Raw genomic sequence first — 24,526 nt, 5'->3', positions numbered from 1 at the left:
CGCCACCAATGCGACCACGCCGGCCCCAAACAGCCCCCACGCACGGAGTGACGAAACGCCGAGCGAGCCGATCTCGATAATCCCGGCAATGAACAGCACGAAACCGAGCAACGCCAACGTCTGCCCCACCCAATCGAACGGTTTGATTCGACGCGGCGAAGGCGCGATGCGTACTGCGAGCACCAACACAAGCAGGCAGAACGGCACGTTGATCGCAAAGACCAGACTCCAATGGATCGGCGTCAACAGACCTCCGAGCAACGGCCCCACAGCGGAGGCGCTCGCTCCGCCGGCACCCCATAGGGCGAGCGCCCATGCGCGACGTCTCGGTTCGGGATTCGCTTCGTTGATCAGCGCCATCGATGCCGGCAGAATCAGCGCGGATGCCACGCCAAGCAGACAGCGTCCAACAACAAGCACCATCATCGACCAAGCAAATGAGCTGAACAGCGATGCGGCGGCAAACAGCGTCGCGCCGAACACAAACACACGTTTGGCACCCCAGCGATCGGAAAGATTGCCGCACAACAGCAGCAATGCGGCGAACAGCAGACTGTAGCCGTCAACCACCCACTGCTGGGTGGCCATGTCCCCGCCGAGATCACGCGCGATGGTCGGCAACGCCACGTTCACGATGAGCACGTCCATACCGACGAGGAACGACGCGATCGACGCCGCAACCGTGGTCGTCAGCGCCGAACCTCCCGTCCGCGGTTTCATAGTCGCCATCGTCGTCATACCGTCTCTCGACACCGCCGTTCCCCTTGCCTCCGTCATTGCCTCAGCACTCACCTTTCACCCTTCGACTCGCATATTCGTCTGGTTATCGCAACAGATATACTATGACGCAAGAACCGCGGAAAATAGCCATTAGTAAACGGTTTTAGTTGACGGATCATAAACCATTGGTTCATGAACGATATTCGGGAGGCAGTATGTACGATCGACGACTCGACGCGGTGATCGCCGCCGCGGAACTCGGCAGCTTCGCCAGGGCGGGCCGGCGTCTGCATATCTCCACGCCGGCGGTGGCCAAGCAGGTGAACACCTTCGAGCAGGAATATGGCATCACGCTGTTCGATCGGTCACGAAGCGGCGTCAGGCTCACCGCCGCAGGCGAGGGGTTCGTAGCGGATGCATTGCCGATCATCGACCGATGTCGGGAGATTCTGCGTCGGGTCCGCAATCGCGCTGAATCAGCGTCCGACCCTATTCGTCTCGGCGTATCGATGCTCCGTTCCGGACGCCGCATCCTCGATCTGTGGCAACGCGACGCCCGACGGCACCCGCAGATCCGTCTGGAACTCGTCTCCATGCCCGACGATCGCCAGTCCATCGACGACATCATCACGCATCTCGGCGAACAGGTCGATATGATCTCCACCGCGTTCGACGCCGAATCATGGCACGGTGTCTGCAATACGCTGACGCTTGCCGTCGAGCCGCTATGCATCGCCGTTCCGCGCGAGCATCGGCTCGCAAGACTCCCCCGCGTCACACTCGACGATCTTCAAGGCGAACGAGTTCGCATCATCCGACGTCATCATGGCGGCAATGATCACGCCCGGGACATGCTCGAACGGCATTCCGGCATCGAACTCGTGGATATCGACCATTACGACCTTGACGTGTTCAACCAGTGCGCGCAGATCGGCGATCTGCTCATCACCAAACCGATGTGGGACGGTGTGCATCCGCAACTTGTCAATGTCGCCGTGGACTGGCCGGAACCCGTCGAATTATCGTATGGACTGCTGTACGCACTCCATCCCGAACCGCAGGTGCGCGACTTCGTCGAGCGCATCCGCGAGCTCAATGGCATGCGCGGCGCGTAGTGGTGCATAGGAGAGGCGGATCAATCCCGGACAGGATTCGACTCCGCCGCCAGCCGCCAGCCGCCAGTTTTAGTCGAGTTCGGCGGCGAGCCGCTCCTTATACTGTTCTCCCCACTGCCACATGGCGTCCACCACGAGCTTCAGACTGCGACCGGTGTCGGTGAGCGAATATTCCACCCTCGGAGGCACTTCGGCGTAGACCCTGCGATTCACCAGACCGTCCTCCTCCATCTGCCGCAGATTCGACGTCAGTACCTTCTGCGAGATATTGCCGATGGATCGGCGGAGTTCGCCGAACCGCTTGGTGCCGTCCAGCAGATCACGCACGATAAGCATCTTCCATTTGTCGGAGATCAGCGTGAGCGTGGTTTCCACGGGACACGCCGGAAGCTGTTCCAAAGTCGGCATTGTCAACCTCCCGATAATCGTTGCAATCATTCAATGGTTTCCAAAAGGTAACTATGGCACTTTATGGTGCCTTCTTCCTTTATGAACCATATATCAATAATCTACTGAATTGTCGACGGAAACACCACCGTCATACGGAAAGCAAACAACGAACGAATACCCATGAAGTAACCGTAAAGGAGAATCCCATGACCCGAATCGCAGTCATCGCAGCCAACGGCAAGGCCGGACGCCTCATCGTCAAGGAGGCCGTGGATCGCGGTCTCGACGTCACCGCGGTCGTGCGCGGCGAGAACCGCACCGTCGCACAGCACGCCATCGTCAAGGATCTGTTCGACCTGACCGCCGCCGATCTCGCCGACTTCGACGTAGTCGTAGACGCCTTCGGCGCATGGACGCCGGACACGCTCGACCAGCATTCCACGTCGATCAACCATCTGGCCGATATCCTCTCCGGAACGGACACCCGACTGATCGTCGTTGGAGGCGCCGGCAGCCTGTACGTCAATCCGGAGCATACGCTGCAGCTGTTCGACACCCCAGAATTCCCCGACGAATACGTGCCGCTGTCGAAGGCGCAGGGTGCCGCACTCGACGAGATCCGCAAGCGCGATGACGTGCGCTGGACCTTCGTCTCCCCCGCAGCCGAGTTCCTTGCCGACGGCGAGTGCACGGGCAGCTACGTACTGAACGGCGAGGAGCTGACGACGAACGAGGCCGGGAAGAGCGAGATCAGCTACGCCGACTACGCCATCGCCATCATCGACGAGGCGACCGCGGACGCCGCTCACGCCCACGTCGGCGAACGCATCTCCGTCCGCTGGTAGCGGCAACGACAGGCCGATTCGCCGCCCAACCTACGGGCTGAAAAAGACGAAATCCGTAATTCGTAGTGGTTTACGGACGTTTTGAAGCGCAGAAACGTCCGTAAACCACTACGCATCGGCGAGAACGTCTTTTTCAGCCCGTAATGTCATTCCGCCGGCGCTGTCAGATCGAGCTCAAATCGAGTTCGGCGCGCAGCCAGTCGAGTTCGGCGGCGATCTCGGCGTCGTGCACGCGGATAATGCCTCGACGGTAGGGGTCGTCGATCTGATCGATCGATAGCGGATTGCCAGCGTCGCAGTAGAAGAAGTGGACATCCTGACGGCTCAGTAGGTCGTATCGACGACGAAGCACGGCATCGCGGTCAGCTTTATCGGGCACCACGGAGAGGAACGTGAGCACGACCGTCCATCGCGTGATATCGGTGAGGTTGAACCCACTGGTGTTCTTCAGCTCCTCGATCAGCCGATCGCGGCCGGCGTCCAGCAGTGTGAACACGCGACGCTGACGGCCATCACGCGGCTCGGAATGTTCCGAAATCAGACCGGCCTTGGTCAGTCGTGCGGTTGCCGGGTAGATCGCACCATCGCTGAATTTTCTCGCGTACCCCTGCAGTTGTTCCATTTTTTTGCGCAGTTCGTATCCGCACATGGATTTCTCCGAAAGAAACCCCAGAATCATCATTTCTATCAGGCTCATGACTTCATAATACCTCGTTTCGACACGCCGCGTTTCGACATATCTCTATTCGAGGTATATAGTCATAACCAACACTTCGAAATACCTCGATTAGAGATATGTCGAAGCGAGATACAAGCTGTTGACATCATGCAGACAACACCGTGTGGAAAGGACACATCATGAGCACCATTACCATCTTCGGCGCAGGCAACATCGGATCCGCAGTGGCGGGCATCGCGGTCAAGGCCGGAGCAACTGTGCAGGTCATCGACCGCAATCCCGACAAGGCCTCCGCAGCGGCGGAGGGCGTTACCGGCGCGAAGTTCGGCACCGCCGAGATCGCCGGCGACATCGTCGTGCTCGCCCTGCCGTTCCCCGCATACGACGACGTCATCGCCGCCTATAGCGACCAGCTGGCCGGTAAGACCATCGTCGATCCGTCGAACCCGATCGACTTCGGTACCTTCGACTTGGCCCTGCCGGAGGGCGCACAGTCCGCCGCCGAATACCTGGCCGGCAAGCTTCCGCAGTCCACGATCGTCAAGGCGTTCAACACTAGCTTCGCCGCCACGCTGGCCGCCGGCGTCATCGACGGCGCACCGACCGTGGCACAGCTGGCCGCCGACGACGAGAACGCCAAGAAGGCCGTCGCCGCATTCATCGAGGACGCCGGTCTGAAGACCGTGGACGCCGGCCCGCTCAAGCGCGCCCAGTACCTCGAAGGCTACGGCGCCCTGCAGATCATCCTCGGCGTGACCGAGCAGACCCCGTGGACCGGCGGCTTCAAGGTTGTGAAGTAATAGCTGACCACGGCCGGATCAGCGTTCCCTCTTCGGAGATCAAGATAAGGGTATTCGGGAAACAACTCGACGCTCCCCGTACCGAGCATTTGACGGGCCGAAAAAGACGGTTCCGACAATTCGTAGTGGTTTACGGACGTTTTGAGACACAGAAACGTCCGTAAACCACTACGAATTACAGATTCCGTCTTTTCCAGCCCGTTATTTCACGTGGACGAACCGTTTCGTCCATGCAGCGCGAATATGTACGTTCGTACACATCCCGCGTTATCATGATCGACATGAGCGAACACATCACACGCAACGGAGCGAGCATGAAGGAACTCATGCTCGCCGGCGAGTACTACACCAGCATCGATCCCGAACTCGACGCCGAGCGGGAACGCGCCAAGGACCTGTTGTACGACTTCAATATGATGCGTCCCACCAAGCGCGCCGAACGCGAACGTATCATTCGTGAACTCTTCGGCCATGCAGGCAAGAACTGTTGGATCGAATCCGTATTCAACTGCGATTACGGCTACAACATCTCCGTGGGCGACAATTTCTATGCCAACACCGGCTGCTGCATCCTCGATTGCGCACGGGTGACCATCGGCGACAACGTATGGTTCGGCCCGAACATCGGCATCTATACCCCCGAGCACGTCTTCGACGCGGAGGAGCGCACGGCGGGATGGGAGCATTCGCTGCCCGTGACGATCGGCGACAACGTGTGGGTATGCGGCGGCGCGACCATCGTCGGCGGCGTGACGATCGGTTCGAACAGCATCATCGCAGCGGGTACCGTGGTGGTCAGAGACGTGCCAGACAGCGTGATCGTCGGTGGAGTGCCGGCCCGCGTGATTCGCCAGATCACCGAGGCGGACCGACTGAATCTCGGTCCCGGCGCACGCTGACCGCCATCAGCGCCCGACGCCGCCACTGGCCTTGCCCTCGGCCTGCAAATGCTTGACCTTGTCCACGATGTCGGAGTTCTCCTCCAACAGACGGCGGGCGTCGTCATCCCTCCCCTCCGCAATGGCCCGCCAGTACAGCGTCTTGAACGACACGTACGCCTGCTGCATGCGAATGACCTCGGCCCTGGCCGCCAGTCGCAGGGCCTGCGCATCAAGCAGTTCCATCTGGCGACGGGCACCGGCGGCCCCCTCGGTGGCATTGGCGAGATACTCTCGCATGGCGTCGAGCGGCATGCCCGTGGACGCCAGACACGAAATCGTGGTCAGTCGTTCGATATCGGCGTTGGAATATGCACGATGTCCGGAACTCGGGTCCCGAGCGATCGGCGGAATGATGCCGACCTGTTCGTAGTAGCGCAACGTGGACTCCGGCAGTCCCGAAATCAACGACGCCTCGCGGATGGTATGCCATACGGTTGTGGTGTTCACGGTGCTCATACCTTTTGAATGTAGGGACTTCGAGCGCTTGAAGTCAATCACGTTTACCGCAGCGACTTGAGGATGACCCGCTGAATGGGAATGGTGACCGCAAACGTGAGAATATCGGACACGGACTGCGCCATCTCCACGCCCAGTACGCCGAGGAAATGCGGCAGGATCAGCACGGCGGGAGCGAGGAACAGGCCTGTGCGGCAGACGGCCAGGAAGGATGCGATGCCGGTCTTGCCCAACGTCTGACTCATCATGTTGCCCATCATGTTCACGCCGTTGGTCACTACCGTGGCGCATTGGAAATGCAACGCGGCCACGCCCACCGCCACCACGGCGGGATCGGATCGGAAGACCTCCACCAGCTGCGGCGCGAACGACCAGATCAGCACTGCGAGCGCCAGCAGCACGCCGGTGGCGAGTTTCACGCAGAACCAGTAGGCCTGACGCACGCGATCGAATTTGCCGGCACCGTAGTTGTATCCGCAGACGGGCTGGAATCCCTGACCGAGTCCGATGATGATCGAGTTCGCGCCGAGCATGATGCGCATGACGATGGCCATGCCCGCGATGGCCGCATCCCCGAACGGATTGGCCGCGATGTTCACGCAGGTGGCGGCTATCGAACCGGCGCTCTGCCGAACCAGCGACGGCAGTCCGCCTCCGATGATCTCGCGCAGCAGCAGTACGTTCGGCCGGCAGTTGCGCAACGACAGACGGATCACACCAAAACGGCGACTCATCGTCGTGAGGATGAGGAAGCTCACCGTCTGGCAAATGCCCGTGGCCAGGCCGGCACCGAAGATACCCAGGCCCAACACAAAGATAAACAGGGGCGCCAGCAGGAAATTCAGCAGCGCGCCGGTCACCAGGCCCATCATGCCGAACGCCGACTGCCCCTGGTACCGCAGCAGGCCGTTGAGCGAGAACGAGCCGCATACGCAGGGGGCGGCGATGAGGATCGGCGTGAGATACTGCACGGCGTACGGCGCGATGGTTGCGGTGGAGCCGAGCATCATCACCAATGATCGCAATGTCAACAGTCCGATGATCGTCACGGTCAGTCCGCAGAGCACCGAACCGACGAACCCGATCGCCAGCAGCCGTGATGCACGTTCGTTGTTGCGTTTGCCCAGCTCACGGCTCATGGAATTGCCCGCGCCGTTGCCGAAGAAGAATCCGATGGCCTGCAGCACGGTCATGATCGAGAACGCGATGCCGATCGCACCCGACTGCGAGGTACCCAGCTGACCGATGAAGAACGTGTCGGTGAGATTGTAGGCCGTGGTGACCAGATTGGAGATCACGGCGGGCAGACACAGTCGCAGGATCAGCGGCCTGATCGGGCTGGCGGTCATCTCGCGGTATTTGTCGTCGGCACTCGCCCGTTTCATCGTATGCATGCGAACCACGGAATGTCACTGTACTCCACACTCGTGCCTCGCCGACGCTACTGCCGTCCATCTTCCCCCCCGTATCGATTGCGTATCGATTGTGCCAATCGCCTGTCAATTGCCTGTATTATGGTGCAATCGTTCGCATTGTGTAATTTCCATAAGGAAACTCCACGCGTCACTCTCTGTACATTCATTGTTTACCCCTGCGTCATATTCATAGCCCCCGTACGCCATGTGAACGATCGACAATAGGAATATGGATATGTGTCTTTCCTGCGAATGGACGACAGGAAGACCTCAGCAGGGGAGATGAGATGTTCGGACCACAGACCGCATCGATAACACACATGTTGAAAGCCCGTATGGCTCCGGTGGTGGCGCTGGTGATCGCCATGGCCATGTTGCTGACCGGTTGCGCGGCCGGCAACAATAACTCGAACACGAACGGGCAGTCAAACTCTTCGGTCAACGTCGACGGATACTCCTCCGATCCAACCTCGGGAGACGTCAAGACCCAGGAGTTCAAGCCGAAGTCCGGCTCCCCGACCGCCACGTTGAAGATCGCATCCGGTTCCGAGAACCGTGAGGTGGCCGGCGCAATCCAGAAGGCCGTCGACGATTCCAAGGTGGCCGTGACGCTCGACTACATGGGTTCGCTCGACATCATGAACACCCTCTCGAACGGCGGCGGTGACTACGATGCCGTCTGGCCGGCGTCGAGCATGTGGATCTCGATGGGCGACACCAAGCACATCGTCAAGAACGCGCAGAGCACGTCGACCACGCCGATCGTGTTCGGCATTGAGAAGAAGACCGCGCAAAGCCTCGGTTGGGCGGACAACGACGGCAAGACCAAGGCCGTCGCCACCACCGACCTCATCGACGCTGTGAAGGCGGGTCAGCTGAAGTTCTCGATGACCAGCGCGACCCAGTCGAACTCTGGCGCATCCGCCTATCTGGCGTTCCTGACCGCCATCGCCAAGACCGGCCAGGCGCTCACCAAGGATGATCTCAACAACGCGAACGTGCAGAATTCGGTGAAGACGCTGCTGTCGGGCGTGGACCGCTCATCCGGATCCTCCGACTGGCTCAAGGACATGGTCGTGGCCAACCCCGACCGCTTCGACGCCATGGTCAACTACGAATCGCTGGTGATCCAGGCCAACAAGCAGCTCACCAAGAACGGCAAGGATCCGCTGGTGGCCATCTACCCCGCCGACGGCATCGCCGTCTCCGATTCGCCGCTCGGCTACGTGGATCGCGGCCAGAAGAACGATACGGCGTTCGGCGACTTCAGCAAGGCCCTGCAGTCCAAGGAGGCCAAGCTTCTGTTCGAGCAGGCCGGCCGTCGCACCGGTCTCGGTGGCGTGCTCACGTACGCCAGCGACGCCAAGGTGAAGGATTCCTTCCGCTCCGAATGGGGCATCAACACCACATCGGAAGCGCTCAAGACCATCCCCATGCCTGCGGCTGACGTCATCAACGCGTCGCTGGACATCTACCAGAGCATCCTCAGGAAGCCCAGCTGGACCGTATGGGTGGTGGACTACTCGGGTTCGATGACCGGCACCGGCAAGGACGGCGTGGTGAAGGGACTCAACGCGGCGCTCAACCCCGATCAGGCCAAGCAGGCTCACATCGAGCCCGGCAATGAGGATGTGAACGTATTCATCCCGTTCTCCTCCGACGCATTCAGCCCCACCAAGACCACCGGCACCGACACGAGCGCCATCCTCAATAAGGGATCGGACACCATGCCCACCGGCGGCACCGACATCTATGCGGGTCTTCAGGCGGCATTGCAGAGCAACATGCCCGATGACTTTTCCAAGTACACCACGGCGATCGTGCTGATGACCGACGGCCAGTCCCAGACCAGCAACAAGGACGCCTTCACGGCCGACTACAAGTCCAATGGCCATGAGGTGCCGATCTTCTCGATCATGTTCGGCGAGGCTGATCCCAGCCAGCTTCAGGAACTGGCCTCCCTGTCGAACGCCAAGGTGTTCGACGGACGCAGCGAGGATCTCGCCACCGTGTTCCGTCAGGTGAAGGGATACAACTGATGCTCAGCATCATCGTCAGCTTCGTAGCGGGTCTGCTGCTCGCCCTGCTGGGATTCTGGATCTGCGGGGGCGGGATCCCCGGCATCATCGTGGCGGTCATTCTGGCCGCGGCCGGATACGTGGGCGTGAGCTTTCTCACCCAGCCCGAGCGCAAGCTCGGTCAGGTGCTGGCCTCCGCGATCCCCAACGGCCAGAAGGCCGTGGAGGCCATCGACGCGGCCAACGCGAACCTCAGCACCATCGGCGGACTGCGCTCCCAGGTACGCGACCAGCTCGTAGGCAAGGAGGTCGACGACTTCGCCGTGGCCACGCGTGCGCTCGTGCAGTTCGTGGAATCCAATCCCCAGTCGTACGACACACTGCGCCACTACGTCAACGTGTACGGTGTGCAGACCGAAAAGCTGCTGCGCGGATACGTGGAGGTCGAGCAGTCCGGCGCCACCGATCAGATCGCCAAGGCACGATCCGAAACCATCGAGGCGCTGCAGGTGCTTGAACAGACCGCGGCCGGCGAACTGTCACGCGCCGTGGAGTCCAAGACGCTCGCGCTGTCCGCCGATTCCGACGCGATCGTGCGTCTGGCCAGTCTGGATGGATACACGCAGAATTCGCAGAATGATATGGACGCGGTCGGTAATAGCGGTGCCGGTGGCGCCGGTAGTGCGAATAACGGCTTTGCAGGCAACGGCAATGCGCAGGGAGGGAATCGTTGAAACTCGGAAAATCAAAGATCATAGGTCTCGCCGCACTTCTGGTCGTGGTGCTGGTCATCTGCGGTGCCGTGGCATTCCGCGGATGGCAGCAGAAGAACGCTCCGCAGCCGGTCAAGACCGAAACGGTGACCGGATACCTCGGCGGTGAGAAGATCAGCCTGTTCGAGGATCAGAAGTTCACCGAGCTGGCGAAGAAGAACGGACTCGACGTCGACTATCGCAAGGCCGGATCGCTTGACATGATGACCGCCGACCGCAACGGCATGAGCTATCTGTTCCCCTCGTCCAAGGTGGCCGTGGAATACGGCAAGGCCCAGAACATCGACACATCCAGCGCGGACATCGTGTTCAACAGCCCGATCGTGATCTACACGCACAAGCAGGTGGCCGACGCGCTGGTCGGCAGCGGCATGATGAGTCAGGAGAACGGCGTCTACCACATCGACATGGCCAAGGCCGTGGACGCCATGAAGAACAACAAGACCTGGGCCGATGTCGGCTGGAACGGCGGATACGGCTCCTTCCGCATCGACTCCACCGACCCTGTGAAGTCGAATTCGGGCAACGAATACGCGGCGCTCGTGGCCACCGTCCTCAACGGAGGACAGCCTGCCACCACCGATTCGGTGCAGCGCGATAGCGCCACGCTCCAGACCATCTTCGGCAAGTCCGGCTGGATGGATTCGAGCTCGGAGGACAGCTTCAACCAGTTCCTGACGCTCGGCGTGGGATCGAAGCCCATGATGATCGGCTACGAGAATCAGGTCCTCGACCTTGCGGTCAACCAGCCCGACGCATGGAAGCAGGTGAAGGACGACATCGTGATCGTCTACCCCACCCCCACCGTGTGGAGCACGCATATGCTGATTCCGCTCGACGACAAGGGTCGCAAGCTGCTCACGCTGCTGAAGAGCGATGATGTGCAGAAGCTCGCATGGCAGCAGCACGGATTCCGTTCCGCCAACTTCAGCGGCACCGACGGCATCAAGCGCTTCGGCGTGCCCGGAACCGTGGATCAGGTGACCTCGGTGACCGAACTGCCGAGCAGCGACGCCATGCAGGCGATCATCGGCATACTGCAAAAGCAGCAGGGCTGACGCGAGGCCGATATCCAATACCGATATACCGATCCGAATGATCGTTCCACGATGCTGTGGTTGTTGGGACTTGATGACTCGGACTTGATGAAAGGAAACACGACATGAAGGAAATATCCCTGAGCGATCTCGCCGGCTCCAGCCAGTCGACAAGCGCCGATCTGACCACCAGCACCCCGGCCGACGAGAACCTCGCCGTCACCCCCGATTCGCAGATCGCCCGGCTGAGCGAAGCCGATCAGGCACGTGTCGTCCAGTTGGCGGAGTCGCTTGATCTGACGCGCTCGGGCATCGAGTCCTCCTATGGCAAGGATGTGCAGCGCGCCACCTCGACCTTCGCCGACGACATTCTCTCACGCACCCGTTCCAAGGACGCCGGGCAGGCCGGCGAACTGCTGCAGGGTCTGCTGACCACTGTGGACGAGGCCGAACTCAGTGGCGTGAAGAAGGTTCCGATCCTCGGTACCATCGCCGTGAACATCGCCAAGCTTCGTCGCCGGTACGAGAAGGTGTCGTCGCAGATCGACGACATCGTCAGCCAGCTCGAGCGCGCACAGAGCCAGCTGACCAGCGACATCAGCATGTTCAACACCATGTACGACCGCAACGCCGAGCAGTACCGCGATCTCAAGATCACCGTGCTCGCCGGCAAGAAAGCCCTCGACGACTTCAACACGAACCAGCTGCCCAAGCTCGAGGAGCAGGCCAAGGCGTCGCAGGACCCGATGCAGGCGCAGATCCTTTCCGACTTCAAGGCCAAGCTGGAGCGGTTCGCCAAGCGTCTGGACGATCTCGACCGCGTGAGCGTGATCTGCCTGCAGACCGCACCGCAGATCAAGATCATCCAGAATGCCGATCAGATGGTGTGCGACAAGATCGACACGACGATCTCCACCACGATCCCGGTGTGGAAGAGCCAGATGGTGATCGCGCTCGGTCTGGAGAACCAGCGTCAGGCGCTTGAACTGCAGAAGAAGACCGATGATCTGACCAATCGCCTCATCCAGTCCAACGCCCGCGCCTTGCACCAGGGCGCGGTGGAGGCCGAGAAGGCAAACCAGCGTTCCGTGGTGGATATCGAAACACTCGAGAAGGTGAACTCGGAGCTGATCGCCACGCTGCGCGAGACCGTGCAGATCCAGCGCGAAGGCAAGGCCAACCGTGAGGCCGCCGAGGTGAAGATGCGCCAGCTTGAGGGCGATCTGAAGACCGCGCTGATCGAGAACGCCCAGTCCCTGGGTCGGTAAGCATCATCAGCATCATTGCCGCACAGAACCGATCATGGTTGATCGTCTTTCTGTGCGGCAATGTTGTTTTTTGGGGACGGCGCGCGTCCTTCTCCTAAAAGAAAATCACACAAGTCGAAAGTACCCTCGAGAAACCATTGCAATTGCAAGGGTCTATTTTCGGTACTTTCGACTTGTGTGATTTTTTATAGGGATGGATTGATTTCTACCGCGTTATCACCGGCGAAAACCGAACATTCCTAGTCGATCACTTCACCGCATTGGCGAAATCGTCGACCAGCGCACCCATCCAGTCAGTGAGGTCATCGTATTCCTGCGGCATCTGCTCGGTGAGGTCGACCGTGGGCACGCTGCCCTTGTTGGCGGCGTCGATCAGCTGCTTGGTGGTGGAGTCCTCCTCCTGGGTGTTCAGCACGAACACCTTGATGGATCCCGATTCCAGAGCGTCAGAGAACTGCTTGATGTCGGCGGGCGACGGTTCGCTCTCGTTGGCGCTGGCATTCTTGTAGCCGTCCGTCGTGGCGTCGGTCATGCCGAGATCATCGGCGAGGTACCATGCCACGGACTCGCTTGCCGCGTACGGCACGCCCTGAGTCTTGGACTTGGCGGATTCGATCTTGTCCTCGACCGCCTTCTCCTTCTCCTCTCATGCCTTGTGCTGCTGCTCGAAGTAGTCCTTCTGGTCGGGCATGGCCTTTTCATAGGCGGCGGTGATGGCGTCGGCGGCCTTTTCGCGCACATCCTTGGAGAACCAGACGTGCGGGTTATCGCCTTCCTTCTTACCTGCGGTTTCGGCGGCATCGACCACCGTGGCCTTGGTGGCGTCGGCGGCCTTGCTGGCCCACGGGTCGTAGTCGGCACCGTTGACTACGGCCACCTGCGCCTTGTTGAACGAGGCAACGTCGGCGGAGGTCGGTTCGTAGTCATGCGCCTCGACGTTCGTGGCCTTCATGATGGATTCGACGTTCACCTTGTCACCGCCAAGATCCTTGGCGACGGACCCCCACTGGTTGATGCTCGCCACCACGGTGATCTTGTCATCGGCGCCCTGCGACGACGAAGCACCGCCGGCGTTCGAGTTACCACAGGCCGCAAGCCCTGCGACCATCACCAATGCGGCCGCACCGGCCGCAACACGCTTGACCATGGCTGTCATATTCATCTGATGCTCCATTTTTCGTGATGTACAGAAGACCTTCATATCGCTATTGATATCCGTTATCAACAGTTCCGGCGATCAGTATACATCGTAAATGAGATTCATTATCATCAGCGTGTCGTTCACCGGCTCCCCGACACACTCCACAGCGTGAATTCATCAGTCTGGTCAAACCAGGACGCAACCGGCACGCGCATTTCCTCGTCGGTCAGCAACAGCCATTCCAGTCGCAATGGAATATCCGTATGATTCTCGGACACCACCTGCAATACGGTCATGCACGGCAGATCACCATCGGCGTTGTCCAATTCCTCAATGGAGACTCCACCCGGACCGCCATCCCATACGAACACTGAGAACGGACGCGTCGGCACGGTGAAATGACCGCGAATATGCACGTGGGCCGCCGATCCAGATTCCCCGAATCCGGCGAGCAGAGCGGACAACCGCCCGGGATGAATGGGCCGGACCGAGTGGACCATCGTCGACTCGAATCCATCCGACGCACAAATCAGCCGCACCGGCTCATGCACCCGACTCGCCTCGCCACATTCCGTATGTAACGTCAGCGCGTCAAGACGTTGCTGCGCGGCATCGGCATCATACCGGCCGTCCGCAATGGCACTCCAGTCAGCATCGCAGGTACGTCCGACGTCCATGGTCTCGCCGCCACGAATCTGAGCGATCAGCTCCCCCGTCCACGCAAGCCCGCAATCCACATGGGCCTCTCCCGAACCGACGGAGACGACAAGCAACCGATCCGCCTCACGCAGCAGCGTCGCCTGAATCTCTCCGACACTACGACCGTCATCGATCGACACATCCGCATCACCATGACCATCGGCCCGCACGGAAAACGGCGAATCATCAAACAGACAGGCTCGCAACCCCACCTCATCTACCGTGGAGACGACAGAAGACACACGCGGAGTCGGCACCACCTCATCTTGATTCCCGATGTCGTCGGCGAACGCGAAGCAGTCCTCCATGTATCGAGCGATCGGAAACGCCTGCAGACCGATCGGCAGCACCACGACAAACGTGACGCCCGATCGCACACCACACCGTCGAATGGCCTTGCCCAAACCGACGACCATGCGTTCGGCATCGGATTTGATGGCACAGGTGACGCAGCATTCACGCATCGGCAACCGCTCCTCGCCGCGCGGCACCAGACCGCAACCCTGCACTGATCGCACGATGCAGAGATCACCATCCGCATCATTCATACCATTCACACCGTTCGTATCCCCAACACGCTCCACGCGATAGCGGATAACGCACACATCCTTCTCGTTTTCAGCGCAGAACGCCGACAGGTCCCGCGGCAGCCGCTCCGCTCCGGTCAGCAGAATCACACGATCCGGCAGCGGCGCGTCCCCCTGCGTATTGCGATCGACATCATTGTTGTACATATCGTCCTTTTCTACGGCACGATCGGAGTCACATTGGAGCGATAGTCAGACCGGCACCTGTGACGACACGCCGAAGCGCATCCGTCGCAAAGCGCTGTCACCATTGCCCAACCGAATGGTTTCCGATCACCAATTTGTGATAATGATTCTCATTAGCTATGATGGCAGTCATGAGCAAATATTGTCAAGTCACGGGGCGTCACGCGGGAGTCGGCAACAGCATCTCCCACTCGCACCGCAAAACACGCAGACGCTTCAACGTGAATCTGCAGCGCAAGACCTACTGGGTGCCATCACTCGATCGCCGCGTCACGCTCACCGTGTCAGCACGCGGCATCAAGACCATCGACCGTCGCGGCATCAACTCCGTGATCGCCGAACTCATCCGCATCGGAGAAATCAAACCCTAACTCCTCCACCCCCATACTTAGTGTGATCACACTAAGAAGAGAGCTCCGGATCCGAAGCACCATTCCGGACCCGGGAAGCATCACAGACTTGCCGGTCGCCCTTTCCATCTTCAGCGGCCGGCAACCTTCTTTTGGCGAACGTCATCGAATCAGCACCGGAACCCGTGTAACTGAATCACCTACGACAGTGGCATCAGCCGCCACGAGTCGGTACAGCTACCAGCCGCGTCGTTGCGCGCCGACCCGCCGCCCAGCATCATCCATCATCATTCAAGAAAGAACGAACCGCATCATGGCCGGGAAATCATCAGAGATCCGTCCGGTGATCACACTGCGATCCACCGCAGGCACCGGATTCACCTACACCACACGCAAGAACCGACGCAATACGCCGGACCGACTGGAACTGTTGAAATACGATCCGATCGTCAAGCGCAAAGTCGTATTCCGAGAAACGCGATAAACGCCCACTCCCACATAACAGGGAACACATACAACCCCATACGCCCCACATACCCCCTACAACACCAAGGAACATAGCAATGGCAAAGACCAGCGCAATGGCCAAACAGCGCCAACGCGAGCGCACCGTAGCGAAATATGCCGAACGCCGCGCCAAGCTGAAGGCAATCAGTGTGAATCCGCATGTCAGCGCAGAAGAGCGGGAGGCCGCCATGAAGGCGTTGCACGCGCTGCCCCGTGACGCCAGCCCCACCAGACTACGCAACCGTGATTCCATTGACGGACGCCCACGAGGATACCTTCGCAAATTCGGCGTATCGCGCGTCCGCATGCGCGAGCTCGCCCACGCCGGCAATCTGCCCGGCATCGTCAAATCAAGCTGGTAACCGTTACCGTCACGACGACCCGACGGCCCAACGCCACCGGAAAACCCACACACCAAGAGAGCAAGAAAACAAGAAAGCAAAAACTTATGAGACACGACATTCATCCCGTCTACGGACCGATTGTGGTACGCGACAACTCATGCGGCAGGATGTTCCTCACTCGTTCCACCCTTGCCGGCAATGCGCAGACACTGCCGACCATCGAATGGGATGACGGCAACACCTACCCACTCGTCGTCACGGAGATCACTTCCTACAGTCACCCCTTCTACACCGGCAAAAACGTGGTGTTGGACACCGCCGGCCAAGTGCAGAAGTTCAACGCCCGATACGGGCGCAGAACCGGAAAGGAGCAAGCATGAAAGTCAAGGCATCGATCCGATCCATGGCCAACAAGCCAGGATCCGTGGTCGTACATAGGCGCGGGCACACCTATGTGATCAATAAGAAGAATCCGCGCTGGAAAGCGAGGCAGGGCTGATGGCACATCCGAAAGTCAGGAAATCACGTGCGAATACGCATTCACGCCGCGCCAATTGGAAGACGAAACCCGTCGACCTTGCCACGGTGACCACCCCGGACGGCAGCACAGTCCAAGTGCCGCATCATCTTGCGAGCGCCGCGCGCAGGGGATACCTCGACATCTGATCGAGTTTGAAGAATCATACGAATCACCGGATTTCGGTCATTCATCACAGACGTTGCAACAGACATTGCAATCGCAAAATCCACGACAACAACAAGACCATGGACATCACTGTCAGTACTCGGTAGAAAGATCATCATGTCCAACGACACCATGCCTAACGACACCATGCCCACCTCCAACACCTCTAATGACACCACTGCGGCGTCCAGCCCTGCGCGACGCAAGCGGCGAGCCCTCCTATATGCGATCGGCGGCGGAGCCCTTGCGGCCGCGTTGATCATCGGATCGTTCGCCGCCGGCAGTACCTACCGCGCAGGGCATCCCCAGCAGACCGCCGCGAACGCCAAGGCAGCCAGCGACACATCAAATGTCAACGCCTCCGATTCCTGCGACGTCACACTTAACGTAGTCGCATCCGTGAACCAGTGGGGATCACTTGCCCAGGAGCTCGGCGGCAATTGTGTGGAAGTGACCTCGCTCATCAATTCCACCTCCGCCGACCCACACGACTATGAGGCCACGCCGCAGGATCTCGCGAAACTGTCGAAGGCACAGATCGTGGTGCTCAACGGCGCTGGATACGACGGATGGGCGGAAAAGGCCAACCTCGACGCATCCAAGCAGCGCATCGTGAACGTCGGTGACATCATGGGCATCACCGCGACCGAAGAGCACAGCCACGAACACAATGAGGACACTGAGGGCGCGGGCACCGAAGGCGAATCGGGCCACCACCATCACCATCACGGTTCCACGAACCCGCACCTGTGGTTCAGCCCCGACGCCGTGCTCAAGGCCTCGCAGGCGATCACCAAGGCATACACCGATGCGGCACCCGACGGCGGTGCCACGGAAGCCACGGTGCAGCGCCATTCCAACGCGTGGAACGGCGACTACGCGCAGTTCGTGGCGCTGGTGAACAAGGGTCGCACCCAGAATGTCGAGCGGCATTATGCGGCGACGGAATCCGTGGCGAACTATCTGCTCGACTACATCGGCGCCGTGGACAAGACGCCCGCCACCTACACCAATGCGATGAACAGCGAAGCGGAGCCGTCCGCGTCCGATCTGAAGAACGCCATCGACACCGTCGAGAGCAATGACGTGGATATTCTTGTCGTGAACCCGCAGGAGATGGGTGAATTCGCCAAGAAGCTGGATTCCGCTGCCAAGGAGAGCAACAAGACGATCATCTCGGTGACCGAACAGCTGCCCGAGAACAAGAAGACCCTGCTCGACTGGCTGACCTCCATCACCAATCAGGCTCTGGCCATCGACACCACGAACGGCTACTTCCTCACGCAGGACGTGAAGGACCGCACGCTTGCGGACTATGAGGGCGAATGGCAGTCCGTCTACCCGTATCTTCAGGACGGCACGCTTGATTCCGTCATGGAGGCCAAGGCCAAGAAGGGCGACAAGACGGCCGAGGAGTACAAGCAGTACTACGACACCGGATACAAGACCGACGTGACGAAGATCACCATCAAGGGCGACCAGATGAGCTTCACCAGCGATGGCAAGACCGCGACCGCCACGTACAAGTACGACGGATTCAAGATCCTCGACTATGAGAAGGGCAACCGCGGCGTGCGATACCTGTTCACCGCCACCGGTGATGTGCCGGAAGGCGCGCCGAAGGTCGTTCAGTTCTCCGATCACGGCATCGCACCGTCGAAGGCCGCGCACTACCACATCTTCATGGGCAACGACTCCCAGGAGGCCACGCTCAAGGAAATGGACAACTGGCCGACCTATTATCCCGCATCGATGAGTAAGGACGAGGTCGCCACGGAGATGCTCGCGCACTGATTCACGGTATGGTTGCGTGCGCGGTACGGCTGCGTAATCGGTACGGCTGTGCGCTGATCGTGAAAGTGAAGTGTGATTCACCGCGAAATGCAGCCGCATCATTCGAGAACACATAAGCAACAACAATAAGCACACAACACAGACGCCCGCCGAACGACGACCATGTCGTGGCGGGCGTTCCCCATATATGCAAATACAAAAGTCGTGCGTCGTATGATCAGAGGTCGCGCCACGTCACACCATGTCACGCATTATCGATGTCACATCGTTATGAACGCCTTATCGAGGTCACGCCACGTCACGCCTCATCGATGCCATCCGAATCCGTATGCGCGTCTGTATCACCGGCAGCGTCGCCGCCCTCCTCGGCCGCGCATTCGGCGCAGACGCCGAAGATCTCCAGAATATGATGACTTACGGTGAACCCGTTGTCCTTGGCAACCTTGCGGAACCATGATTCGCTCGGCGGCGCAATGTCGATCGTCTTGCCGCAGCGCTCGCATACCAGATGATGATGGTGGCGCAGGGTGTCCTCGCCGCAGTCGCGGAACAGCTGCTCACCGCCCATGCGAATGGTGTCGGCCTCCCCCGCCGCGGCCATGGCGTTGAGCTGTCGGTATACGGTGGCCAGTCCGATCCTGGAACCGGAATCCTGCAGGCGACGATGAAGATTCTGTGCGGAGACGAAATCATCGGTCTGTCTCAGCGCCTTACGAACCGTTTCCTTTTGAACCGTCCGCCTTGTCTGATGTTCGGCCATGTACGCTCCTGATTAATTGGATAATTCGCGTTTCGCGCATCGAGCCTTGCGCCTCGCACGTTTTCGCGTATCATCCCATGATACGCGCCCCTCCCCCTTACCGTGGCGACAGAGCAACGAGGTGGCCAACACTGCACATAAACACTGCACAACGCATAAACGCAACATACGGGCTGAAACTCCCGTTATTCGGAATTCGTAGTGGGTTACGGACGTTTCGGACACAAAAAACGTCCGTAACGCACTACGAATCGCCGACTTCGGGAATTTCAGCCCGTATTTTTCGTCGACTCGGCCGTCGTCTCAGCGAGCGCAAGCACACGCCGAGTCACGCACGACCATGCGGCCCTGCACGGTCTCCAGTCTGGACTGCGGCGGTTCCTCGCCGGCGCGCTTGGCCTGGATCTGCTCGTAGAGCATGGCGAACGCACGCTCGCCCATATCGTTGAAGTTCTGTCGATAGCTGGTCAGCGCCGGCTTCCACAGCGGCGCGAACTGGCGGTCGTCGAATCCGACCACGCTCACGTCTTCGGGCACACGACGGCCCACCTCACGCAGACCGTTGATCACGGCGATCGCGGTCTCGTCGTTGCCGGCGAACACAGCGGTCACGTCACTGCGACGGCCGAGCGCGCGACCGGCCTGCACCGCCTCCTCAAGATCGGTGGACGACACGCGCACGATCTCCGGAATCGGCACGCCCGCAGCCACGAGCGCGTCACGCCAGCCGTTGGTGCGCGTATTGCCACTCGGACCTTCGGCACGGGCCACATGAAACACCGTCTGGTGACCAAGCTTGAGCAGATACTCGGTCATGGCACGACCACCGTCACGTTCGGAATTGATGACCTGGTACGGCCCCTCCCCCGCGTTGCCGCCGACGATGACCAACGGCATGTCGTCGGGAATGTATCGCAACGCCTCGGCACCGGCACGATCGTATTCGTATACGATCACGCCGGCCGGATTCGCGCCGAGCGCCATCTGCACCATCTGCTGCACCTCATCGAGACGCTTCTCACTCAACGAGGTGACGGCGAACAGGTAGTTCTTCTCCTGCGCGCCGTGTTCCACGCCGATGTTGGTCATGTTGGTGGAGAACGTGCCGGAGTTGGCAGCGAACACCATCACGGAGTCCATTTCCTTGTTCGCCAATGCGCGAGCGACGATGCTGGGCTTGTATCCGAGCAGTTTGATGGCCTGCGCGATGCGCTTGCGCTTCTCCTCGTTCACGTTGGCGGTGCCGTTGAGATAGCGCGACACCGTGGGCGCCGACACCCCTGCCAGTTTGGCGACGTCCTTGATCACCGGCGTGCTGCGCTGCGCGTTCCTAGGCATGAGGACTCCTTCATGTGCTCTCCGACGACTGGTGACATCCGCGTATTGTCTGTACCTTTGACGTACTCGCATGTACCCGCACGTTCCAATAAACAACGAACGGCATGAAATCGTTTCAGATCCCATGCCGAAAGTCGGACTGATACTGATTATTTCAAGTCATACTGACATGTTCGCAATCGTTGCAATCGGTTGCCTCCATGTCAGTATGACTCTCCCGTACTGCGTCGAACGCCGATCGGGCCGCTTGGGATTCTGATCCCTAAGCTTCCTTGGCCGCCTTGAGCGCCGGGGCGACGGACACCGCCGGATCGAGCAACGGAATCAGCGTGCACTGCGTGGCGTGGTACAGGTCGGACTTGCCGGGCCATACCGTGTCGGCGCGGATGCGGCCGGAGACGAGTTCCTTCTCGAGGGCCTTGTGGTCGATCACGATGCCACGGGCGGAGTTGAGCAGCAGGGCACCATCCTTCATGAGGCCGAGCTCGTGCTCGCCGATCATGTTGGCGGTCTGCGGAATGCCCGGGGTGTGGATGGAGACGATGTCGGACTCGCGGAAGACGGTGTCGAGGTCCACCTTCTTGGCGCCGTACTGGGCGGCCTCCTCGTCGGTGAGGTGACGACTCCAGGCGATCACGTTGAAGTCGAACGGCTTGAGCATCTCCATGAAGTCGCGGGCGATCTGGGCGGTGGCGGTCACGACGCCGATGGTCTTGCCGTAGGTGCCGGCGTCGGCGTAGTTGACCTCACGATTGATGTAGGCGCGCTGCTCGCCGTACTGATGCCGGGAGAGCGTGTAGTCCTTGCTTTCCAGCAGAGCGACACCGAGGCAGTACTCGGCCACGGGGATGGAGTTGGCGGCCTGGACGTTGGTGGCGAAGATGCCGCGTTCCTTGGCGATCTTGCGGGCATCCTCGGTCAGACCTTTGTAGGCGACGCCCTGAGCGGCAATGATGACATTGAATTTCTCGGACATGACGCTCCTTTGCAACGGTCTTTGCACACACGACGTCGATATCAGATTCCATGAAAGTGATTTCTTGATTTCATGATTTGCGAGACCTTGAAATCATTACGATCGCCGTTTTCAAAACCGATTATATGAAATCGGTTTCAGATACGCAACCCCGACACGTCGTGACAATGACGCCATTCATACGCACCGGCTGAGCATCGCCTCGCTCCGGACCACCATCCCCAATCGACATGACACATGACATGACAACACGACATGACAAAGGGAGGGCAGCCATAGGCTACCCATTTGGAATTTCAACGGCCCAAATGACCTTTTGAGTTGTGTGATTTTTTGACGCCTATCGGTCACCGGCGAGGAAGGGAATCACGCAGAATCACGTCGGGACGCCCCTGCAGGAAGATCAGGCGACGGCCAGAACCACATTCATCGCCGCCAGCAGCGACAACATCATCGCATCATGGCACGCTTCGCATCCTCGCGTAGCGCGCCACGTTTTCACAGTTATCGTTACTGCCGGACCGGAGCCACGGACCCACGTACCACCAGCTGGGTGGGCATGGTCACATCAATACCGAAGTCATCGAGACCGATCTTGACAGCCATATGGCCCATATTGCCGAAGGGGGCATGCACGGTGGTAAGCGGCACCATCAGATCCTCGGCGTAGGGCATGTCATCGAATCCGCCGACCGACACGTCGTCGGGCACGGACTTGCCAAGCTTGCACAGTGCGGCGATCACATACAACGCCAACTCATCGGTGACGGCGACCACGGCGGTGCAATCGTGAACGGTCGGGAACATGGCCATGGTATTGGCGATCGAGGCCGCCCGATCGTTGTCGAGCGGAATGGTGCAACGCGGATCGAACTCGATGCCGGCCTCGCGCAACGCACGCAGGAATCCGTGGTATCGGGACATGAACACACTGGAGTTGCGACGCAGTCCGGCGAACATGAATCGTCGATGGCCGAGCGAGATCATGTATTTCGTCAATTCGTACATGCCGGACTCGTTGGCGTAGTCCACCACCGCGATCTCCCGCGACAGCCGCATACGAGGCCTGGCGAGCACCACCAGACGCGTTCCCACGGATTTGAACTTGTCCACATAGTCGTTGAGCACATCGTCGATCGGGTCATCGATCACATCGCTGGCGGTAAGTACCGCCAAGCGGGGACGTTGGGAGAGCAGATCATCGAGAATCGGCTTGGGCTCGTCCCATTTGCCACCGGTGGAGGCGATGCGGAACATCATCTTGCGATCGGACGTCTCACGTTCCACGCCGGCGGTCATCTCGCTGTACGTACCGCCGGAGATGTGGTCCACCACCAGAGTGACGGAGTTGGGAGGCGTGGTGAGAGCCAGTGCATGCGCGTTGGGCACGTAGCCGAGTCGTTCGATGGCCTCCTGAACCTTTGCCCTGGTGGCGTCGGAGACCTTGGCGTTGCCGCGCATCACACGCGACACGGTAGCCGTGGAGACGCCGGCCGCCGCGGCGATGTCACGAATATTGACATTACCGGTACGTGCCGGACCCGAATGGCTGCGTTGACGAGTGCCGGTTTCTGATCTGGTATCCGAGGTTCTCGATCCGACATCCGACGATTGTGCATCGTCCAACTGCTTTCGATTCACGTCCGTCTCCTCTCGTCTTCCGTTTCAGATCGTTGTATGGTCTCAGACCCGCGCAGAGAGCGCAAGGTTACCGGCCGAAATCCCATAGAAACCAATGTCATCCAATATACGGACATCCCCTTCCCCTAGTGTGATCACACTAACGAAAGAGGATGTGCCATGATCGTTGAAATTTCAACGAATGTGACTCTTGCCAATCCGTTAGTGTGATCACACTAAGGGAGAGAGTTGTAGTGTGATCACACTAATTCTCAGTGAACTGAGCCCACTGATCCTGCAGCTGCTTGAACATGGAGCTCCAGTTCACGCCGGTGGTATAGGGGACGAGGGTCTGATCGGCTTCCTCGACGACCTTGGCGGCGGCCTTGTCATCAAGCAGCTTGTCGGGTAGGGATGCCTCGACGTACTGGGTGGCGTCGGCGACGGCCGAGAAGGAACCGGGACCAATGGCAACAACGGAACCACCAATGGCAACTCCGTCAACAATACCAACGGCTCTGGCAACGGATCCAAGAACGTTTCCGGCGCCAAGACGAATGGCTCCACGCTCAGCCGTACCGGTAGCGCCGTGGCCGGCATCGCGATCGCCACGATCGTGCTGGTCGGACCCGGTGTCACGCTGGTGATGCGTAAGCGTCAGGCCTGACGGTGTGTGCTCAGGATTCCGCTTCCGCGGAACTGGAATCCTGAGCACGCCATCATCTGATCAGGGGCGGGATGTCGAGTAATCGGCGTCCCGCCTTTTCGCGTTCGCGGATCTTCCCCGCTGCTCCTACATCCGAATCAGAACTGTCGCAGCACTTGACGACTCCGGCCCCTTCACGATACCGGCCGTATCAGCACACCACCTCGGACATCCGTACAGAACTCAAAGACCGCTCCCCCCCCCCTATTGAACCGACGCCCTCTCGTCGGACTCCCGACAAGACCATCCCACCCGGGATACATTCGCCCGTCGGCAAACGTCATACCGTTGACATATTATTGTGAGCGCTAACAAGTCGGGGTGACATCCGCTGAAAGGCGGAGACATTCGCCTCCAACGGACACAGCAGAGGAGA

26 protein-coding genes and 1 pseudogene are annotated in these 24,526 nt (G+C 59.7%); 15 read left to right on the top strand and 12 right to left on the bottom strand.

Features of this window, described 5'->3' with window-relative positions; translation table 11 throughout:
- Positions 1–729 (bottom strand): MFS transporter (locus tag EP30_RS09590; protein WP_258185465.1); only part of this gene is annotated, 729 nt, incomplete at its 3' end.
- Between the two features lie 206 nt (positions 730–935).
- Here EP30_RS09590 and EP30_RS09585 point away from each other — a divergent pair.
- The gene (locus tag EP30_RS09585; RefSeq protein WP_140558244.1) at positions 936–1,835 is read left to right on the top strand and encodes a LysR family transcriptional regulator; all 900 of its coding nucleotides are present in this window, start codon (positions 936–938) and stop codon (positions 1,833–1,835) included.
- 69 nt (positions 1,836–1,904) lie between these two features.
- Here the strand turns inward: EP30_RS09585 and EP30_RS09580 are convergent, their stop codons facing one another.
- A complete protein-coding gene (locus tag EP30_RS09580) occupies positions 1,905–2,243 on the bottom strand; it encodes a helix-turn-helix domain-containing protein (RefSeq protein ID WP_169713038.1) in 339 nt (112 codons plus the stop codon).
- A 188-nt stretch (positions 2,244–2,431) separates the two neighbouring features.
- On the opposite strand from EP30_RS09580, the gene EP30_RS09575 reads away from it, so the two are divergent.
- A complete protein-coding gene (locus EP30_RS09575; RefSeq protein ID WP_140558242.1) occupies positions 2,432–3,070 on the top strand; it encodes an NAD(P)-dependent oxidoreductase in 639 nt (212 codons plus the stop codon).
- Positions 3,071–3,233: 163 nt separating this feature from the next.
- Here EP30_RS09575 and EP30_RS09570 read toward each other — a convergent pair whose 3' ends face one another.
- Complete coding sequence (locus EP30_RS09570) at positions 3,234–3,767, bottom strand: PadR family transcriptional regulator (RefSeq protein ID WP_140558240.1); 534 nt, start codon at positions 3,765–3,767, stop codon at positions 3,234–3,236.
- Between the two features lie 161 nt (positions 3,768–3,928).
- Here EP30_RS09570 and EP30_RS11240 point away from each other — a divergent pair, with 161 nt between their 5' ends.
- Both EP30_RS11240 and EP30_RS09560 read left to right on the top strand, forming a co-directional pair.
- On the top strand, positions 3,929–4,549 hold the full coding sequence (locus EP30_RS11240; protein WP_140558238.1) for an NADPH-dependent F420 reductase: 621 nt from the start codon (positions 3,929–3,931) through the stop codon (positions 4,547–4,549).
- Positions 4,550–4,863: 314 nt separating this feature from the next.
- The gene (locus EP30_RS09560; protein ID WP_140558236.1) at positions 4,864–5,448 is read left to right on the top strand and encodes a sugar O-acetyltransferase; all 585 of its coding nucleotides are present in this window, start codon (positions 4,864–4,866) and stop codon (positions 5,446–5,448) included.
- A 6-nt stretch (positions 5,449–5,454) separates the two neighbouring features.
- Here EP30_RS09560 and EP30_RS09555 read toward each other — a convergent pair whose 3' ends face one another.
- The gene (locus EP30_RS09555) at positions 5,455–5,937 is read right to left on the bottom strand and encodes a MerR family transcriptional regulator (RefSeq protein WP_375137754.1); all 483 of its coding nucleotides are present in this window, start codon (positions 5,935–5,937) and stop codon (positions 5,455–5,457) included.
- Positions 5,938–5,990: 53 nt separating this feature from the next.
- Complete coding sequence (locus tag EP30_RS09550) at positions 5,991–7,331, bottom strand: MATE family efflux transporter (protein ID WP_375137755.1); 1,341 nt, start codon at positions 7,329–7,331, stop codon at positions 5,991–5,993.
- Positions 7,332–7,681: 350 nt separating this feature from the next.
- Between EP30_RS09550 and EP30_RS09545 the strand changes: the two genes are divergently transcribed.
- From EP30_RS09545 to EP30_RS09530, 4 genes are all read left to right on the top strand, one after another.
- Positions 7,682–9,400, top strand: coding sequence for a VWA domain-containing protein (locus tag EP30_RS09545; protein WP_140558232.1), 1,719 nt, complete (start codon positions 7,682–7,684; stop codon positions 9,398–9,400).
- A complete protein-coding gene (locus EP30_RS09540; protein ID WP_094661922.1) occupies positions 9,400–10,113 on the top strand; it encodes a 5-bromo-4-chloroindolyl phosphate hydrolysis family protein in 714 nt (237 codons plus the stop codon). Before EP30_RS09545 ends, EP30_RS09540 begins: the two co-directional genes overlap by 1 nt.
- Entirely contained in the window at positions 10,110–11,210 is a 1,101-nt protein-coding gene (locus EP30_RS11235; RefSeq protein ID WP_181160864.1) for a substrate-binding domain-containing protein, read from the top strand. Before EP30_RS09540 ends, EP30_RS11235 begins: the two co-directional genes overlap by 4 nt.
- A gap of 104 nt (positions 11,211–11,314) precedes the next feature.
- Positions 11,315–12,457 carry a toxic anion resistance protein gene (locus EP30_RS09530; protein WP_094661925.1) on the top strand — a complete coding sequence of 381 codons (1,143 nt, stop codon included), beginning with the start codon at positions 11,315–11,317 and terminating at the stop codon, positions 12,455–12,457.
- 247 nt (positions 12,458–12,704) lie between these two features.
- On the opposite strand, the pseudogene EP30_RS09525 reads toward EP30_RS09530, so the two are convergent.
- A pseudogene (locus EP30_RS09525) lies at positions 12,705–13,619 on the bottom strand (metal ABC transporter solute-binding protein, Zn/Mn family).
- Between the two features lie 119 nt (positions 13,620–13,738).
- Entirely contained in the window at positions 13,739–15,031 is a 1,293-nt protein-coding gene (locus EP30_RS09520) for a hypothetical protein (RefSeq protein ID WP_140558230.1), read from the bottom strand.
- 170 nt (positions 15,032–15,201) lie between these two features.
- Between EP30_RS09520 and rpmB the strand changes: the two genes are divergently transcribed.
- From rpmB to EP30_RS09485, 7 genes are all read left to right on the top strand, one after another.
- The gene (gene rpmB, locus EP30_RS09515; RefSeq protein WP_094662073.1) at positions 15,202–15,441 is read left to right on the top strand and encodes a 50S ribosomal protein L28; all 240 of its coding nucleotides are present in this window, start codon (positions 15,202–15,204) and stop codon (positions 15,439–15,441) included.
- A gap of 292 nt (positions 15,442–15,733) precedes the next feature.
- Positions 15,734–15,904, top strand: coding sequence for a 50S ribosomal protein L33 (gene rpmG / locus EP30_RS09510; protein WP_094661931.1), 171 nt, complete (start codon positions 15,734–15,736; stop codon positions 15,902–15,904).
- A gap of 79 nt (positions 15,905–15,983) precedes the next feature.
- Positions 15,984–16,289 (top strand): 30S ribosomal protein S14, encoded by a 306-nt coding sequence (gene rpsN / locus EP30_RS09505; protein ID WP_094661933.1) that lies wholly within the window; start codon positions 15,984–15,986, stop codon positions 16,287–16,289.
- Positions 16,290–16,375: 86 nt separating this feature from the next.
- Positions 16,376–16,651 carry a type B 50S ribosomal protein L31 gene (locus EP30_RS09500; RefSeq protein ID WP_094661935.1) on the top strand — a complete coding sequence of 92 codons (276 nt, stop codon included), beginning with the start codon at positions 16,376–16,378 and terminating at the stop codon, positions 16,649–16,651.
- Complete coding sequence (locus EP30_RS09495) at positions 16,648–16,770, top strand: ribosomal protein bL36 (protein ID WP_094661937.1); 123 nt, start codon at positions 16,648–16,650, stop codon at positions 16,768–16,770. The genes EP30_RS09500 and EP30_RS09495 overlap by 4 nt, the downstream gene beginning before the upstream one ends.
- Complete coding sequence (gene rpmF / locus EP30_RS09490; RefSeq protein WP_094661939.1) at positions 16,770–16,937, top strand: 50S ribosomal protein L32; 168 nt, start codon at positions 16,770–16,772, stop codon at positions 16,935–16,937. Before EP30_RS09495 ends, rpmF begins: the two co-directional genes overlap by 1 nt.
- A gap of 136 nt (positions 16,938–17,073) precedes the next feature.
- On the top strand, positions 17,074–18,750 hold the full coding sequence (locus EP30_RS09485; RefSeq protein WP_140558228.1) for a metal ABC transporter solute-binding protein, Zn/Mn family: 1,677 nt from the start codon (positions 17,074–17,076) through the stop codon (positions 18,748–18,750).
- Between the two features lie 298 nt (positions 18,751–19,048).
- On the opposite strand, the gene EP30_RS09480 is transcribed toward EP30_RS09485, so the two are convergent.
- The 5 genes from EP30_RS09480 to EP30_RS09460 all read right to left on the bottom strand — a co-directional run bounded on the left by EP30_RS09480 (position 19,049) and on the right by EP30_RS09460 (position 24,159).
- Positions 19,049–19,510: a Fur family transcriptional regulator gene (locus EP30_RS09480; RefSeq protein ID WP_140558226.1), complete on the bottom strand. Its 462-nt coding sequence runs from the start codon at positions 19,508–19,510 to the stop codon at positions 19,049–19,051.
- 303 nt (positions 19,511–19,813) lie between these two features.
- Complete coding sequence (locus EP30_RS09475; protein WP_140558223.1) at positions 19,814–20,848, bottom strand: LacI family DNA-binding transcriptional regulator; 1,035 nt, start codon at positions 20,846–20,848, stop codon at positions 19,814–19,816.
- Positions 20,849–21,110: 262 nt separating this feature from the next.
- On the bottom strand, positions 21,111–21,824 hold the full coding sequence (locus EP30_RS11230; protein WP_140558221.1) for an NAD(P)-dependent oxidoreductase: 714 nt from the start codon (positions 21,822–21,824) through the stop codon (positions 21,111–21,113).
- A 510-nt stretch (positions 21,825–22,334) separates the two neighbouring features.
- Positions 22,335–23,465 (bottom strand): LacI family DNA-binding transcriptional regulator, encoded by a 1,131-nt coding sequence (locus tag EP30_RS09465; RefSeq protein ID WP_140558218.1) that lies wholly within the window; start codon positions 23,463–23,465, stop codon positions 22,335–22,337.
- A 244-nt stretch (positions 23,466–23,709) separates the two neighbouring features.
- Complete coding sequence (locus tag EP30_RS09460; protein WP_140558215.1) at positions 23,710–24,159, bottom strand: hypothetical protein; 450 nt, start codon at positions 24,157–24,159, stop codon at positions 23,710–23,712.
- Positions 24,160–24,526: the final 367 nt, after the last annotated feature.

This window comes from Bifidobacterium sp. UTCIF-39 (genome assembly GCF_006408715.1).
GTDB classification, from domain to species: Bacteria; Actinomycetota; Actinomycetes; order Actinomycetales; family Bifidobacteriaceae; genus Galliscardovia; species Galliscardovia tissieri.
Note: the sequence above shows the minus strand (reverse complement) of the source record. Positions and strands in the feature narration are given on the sequence as shown.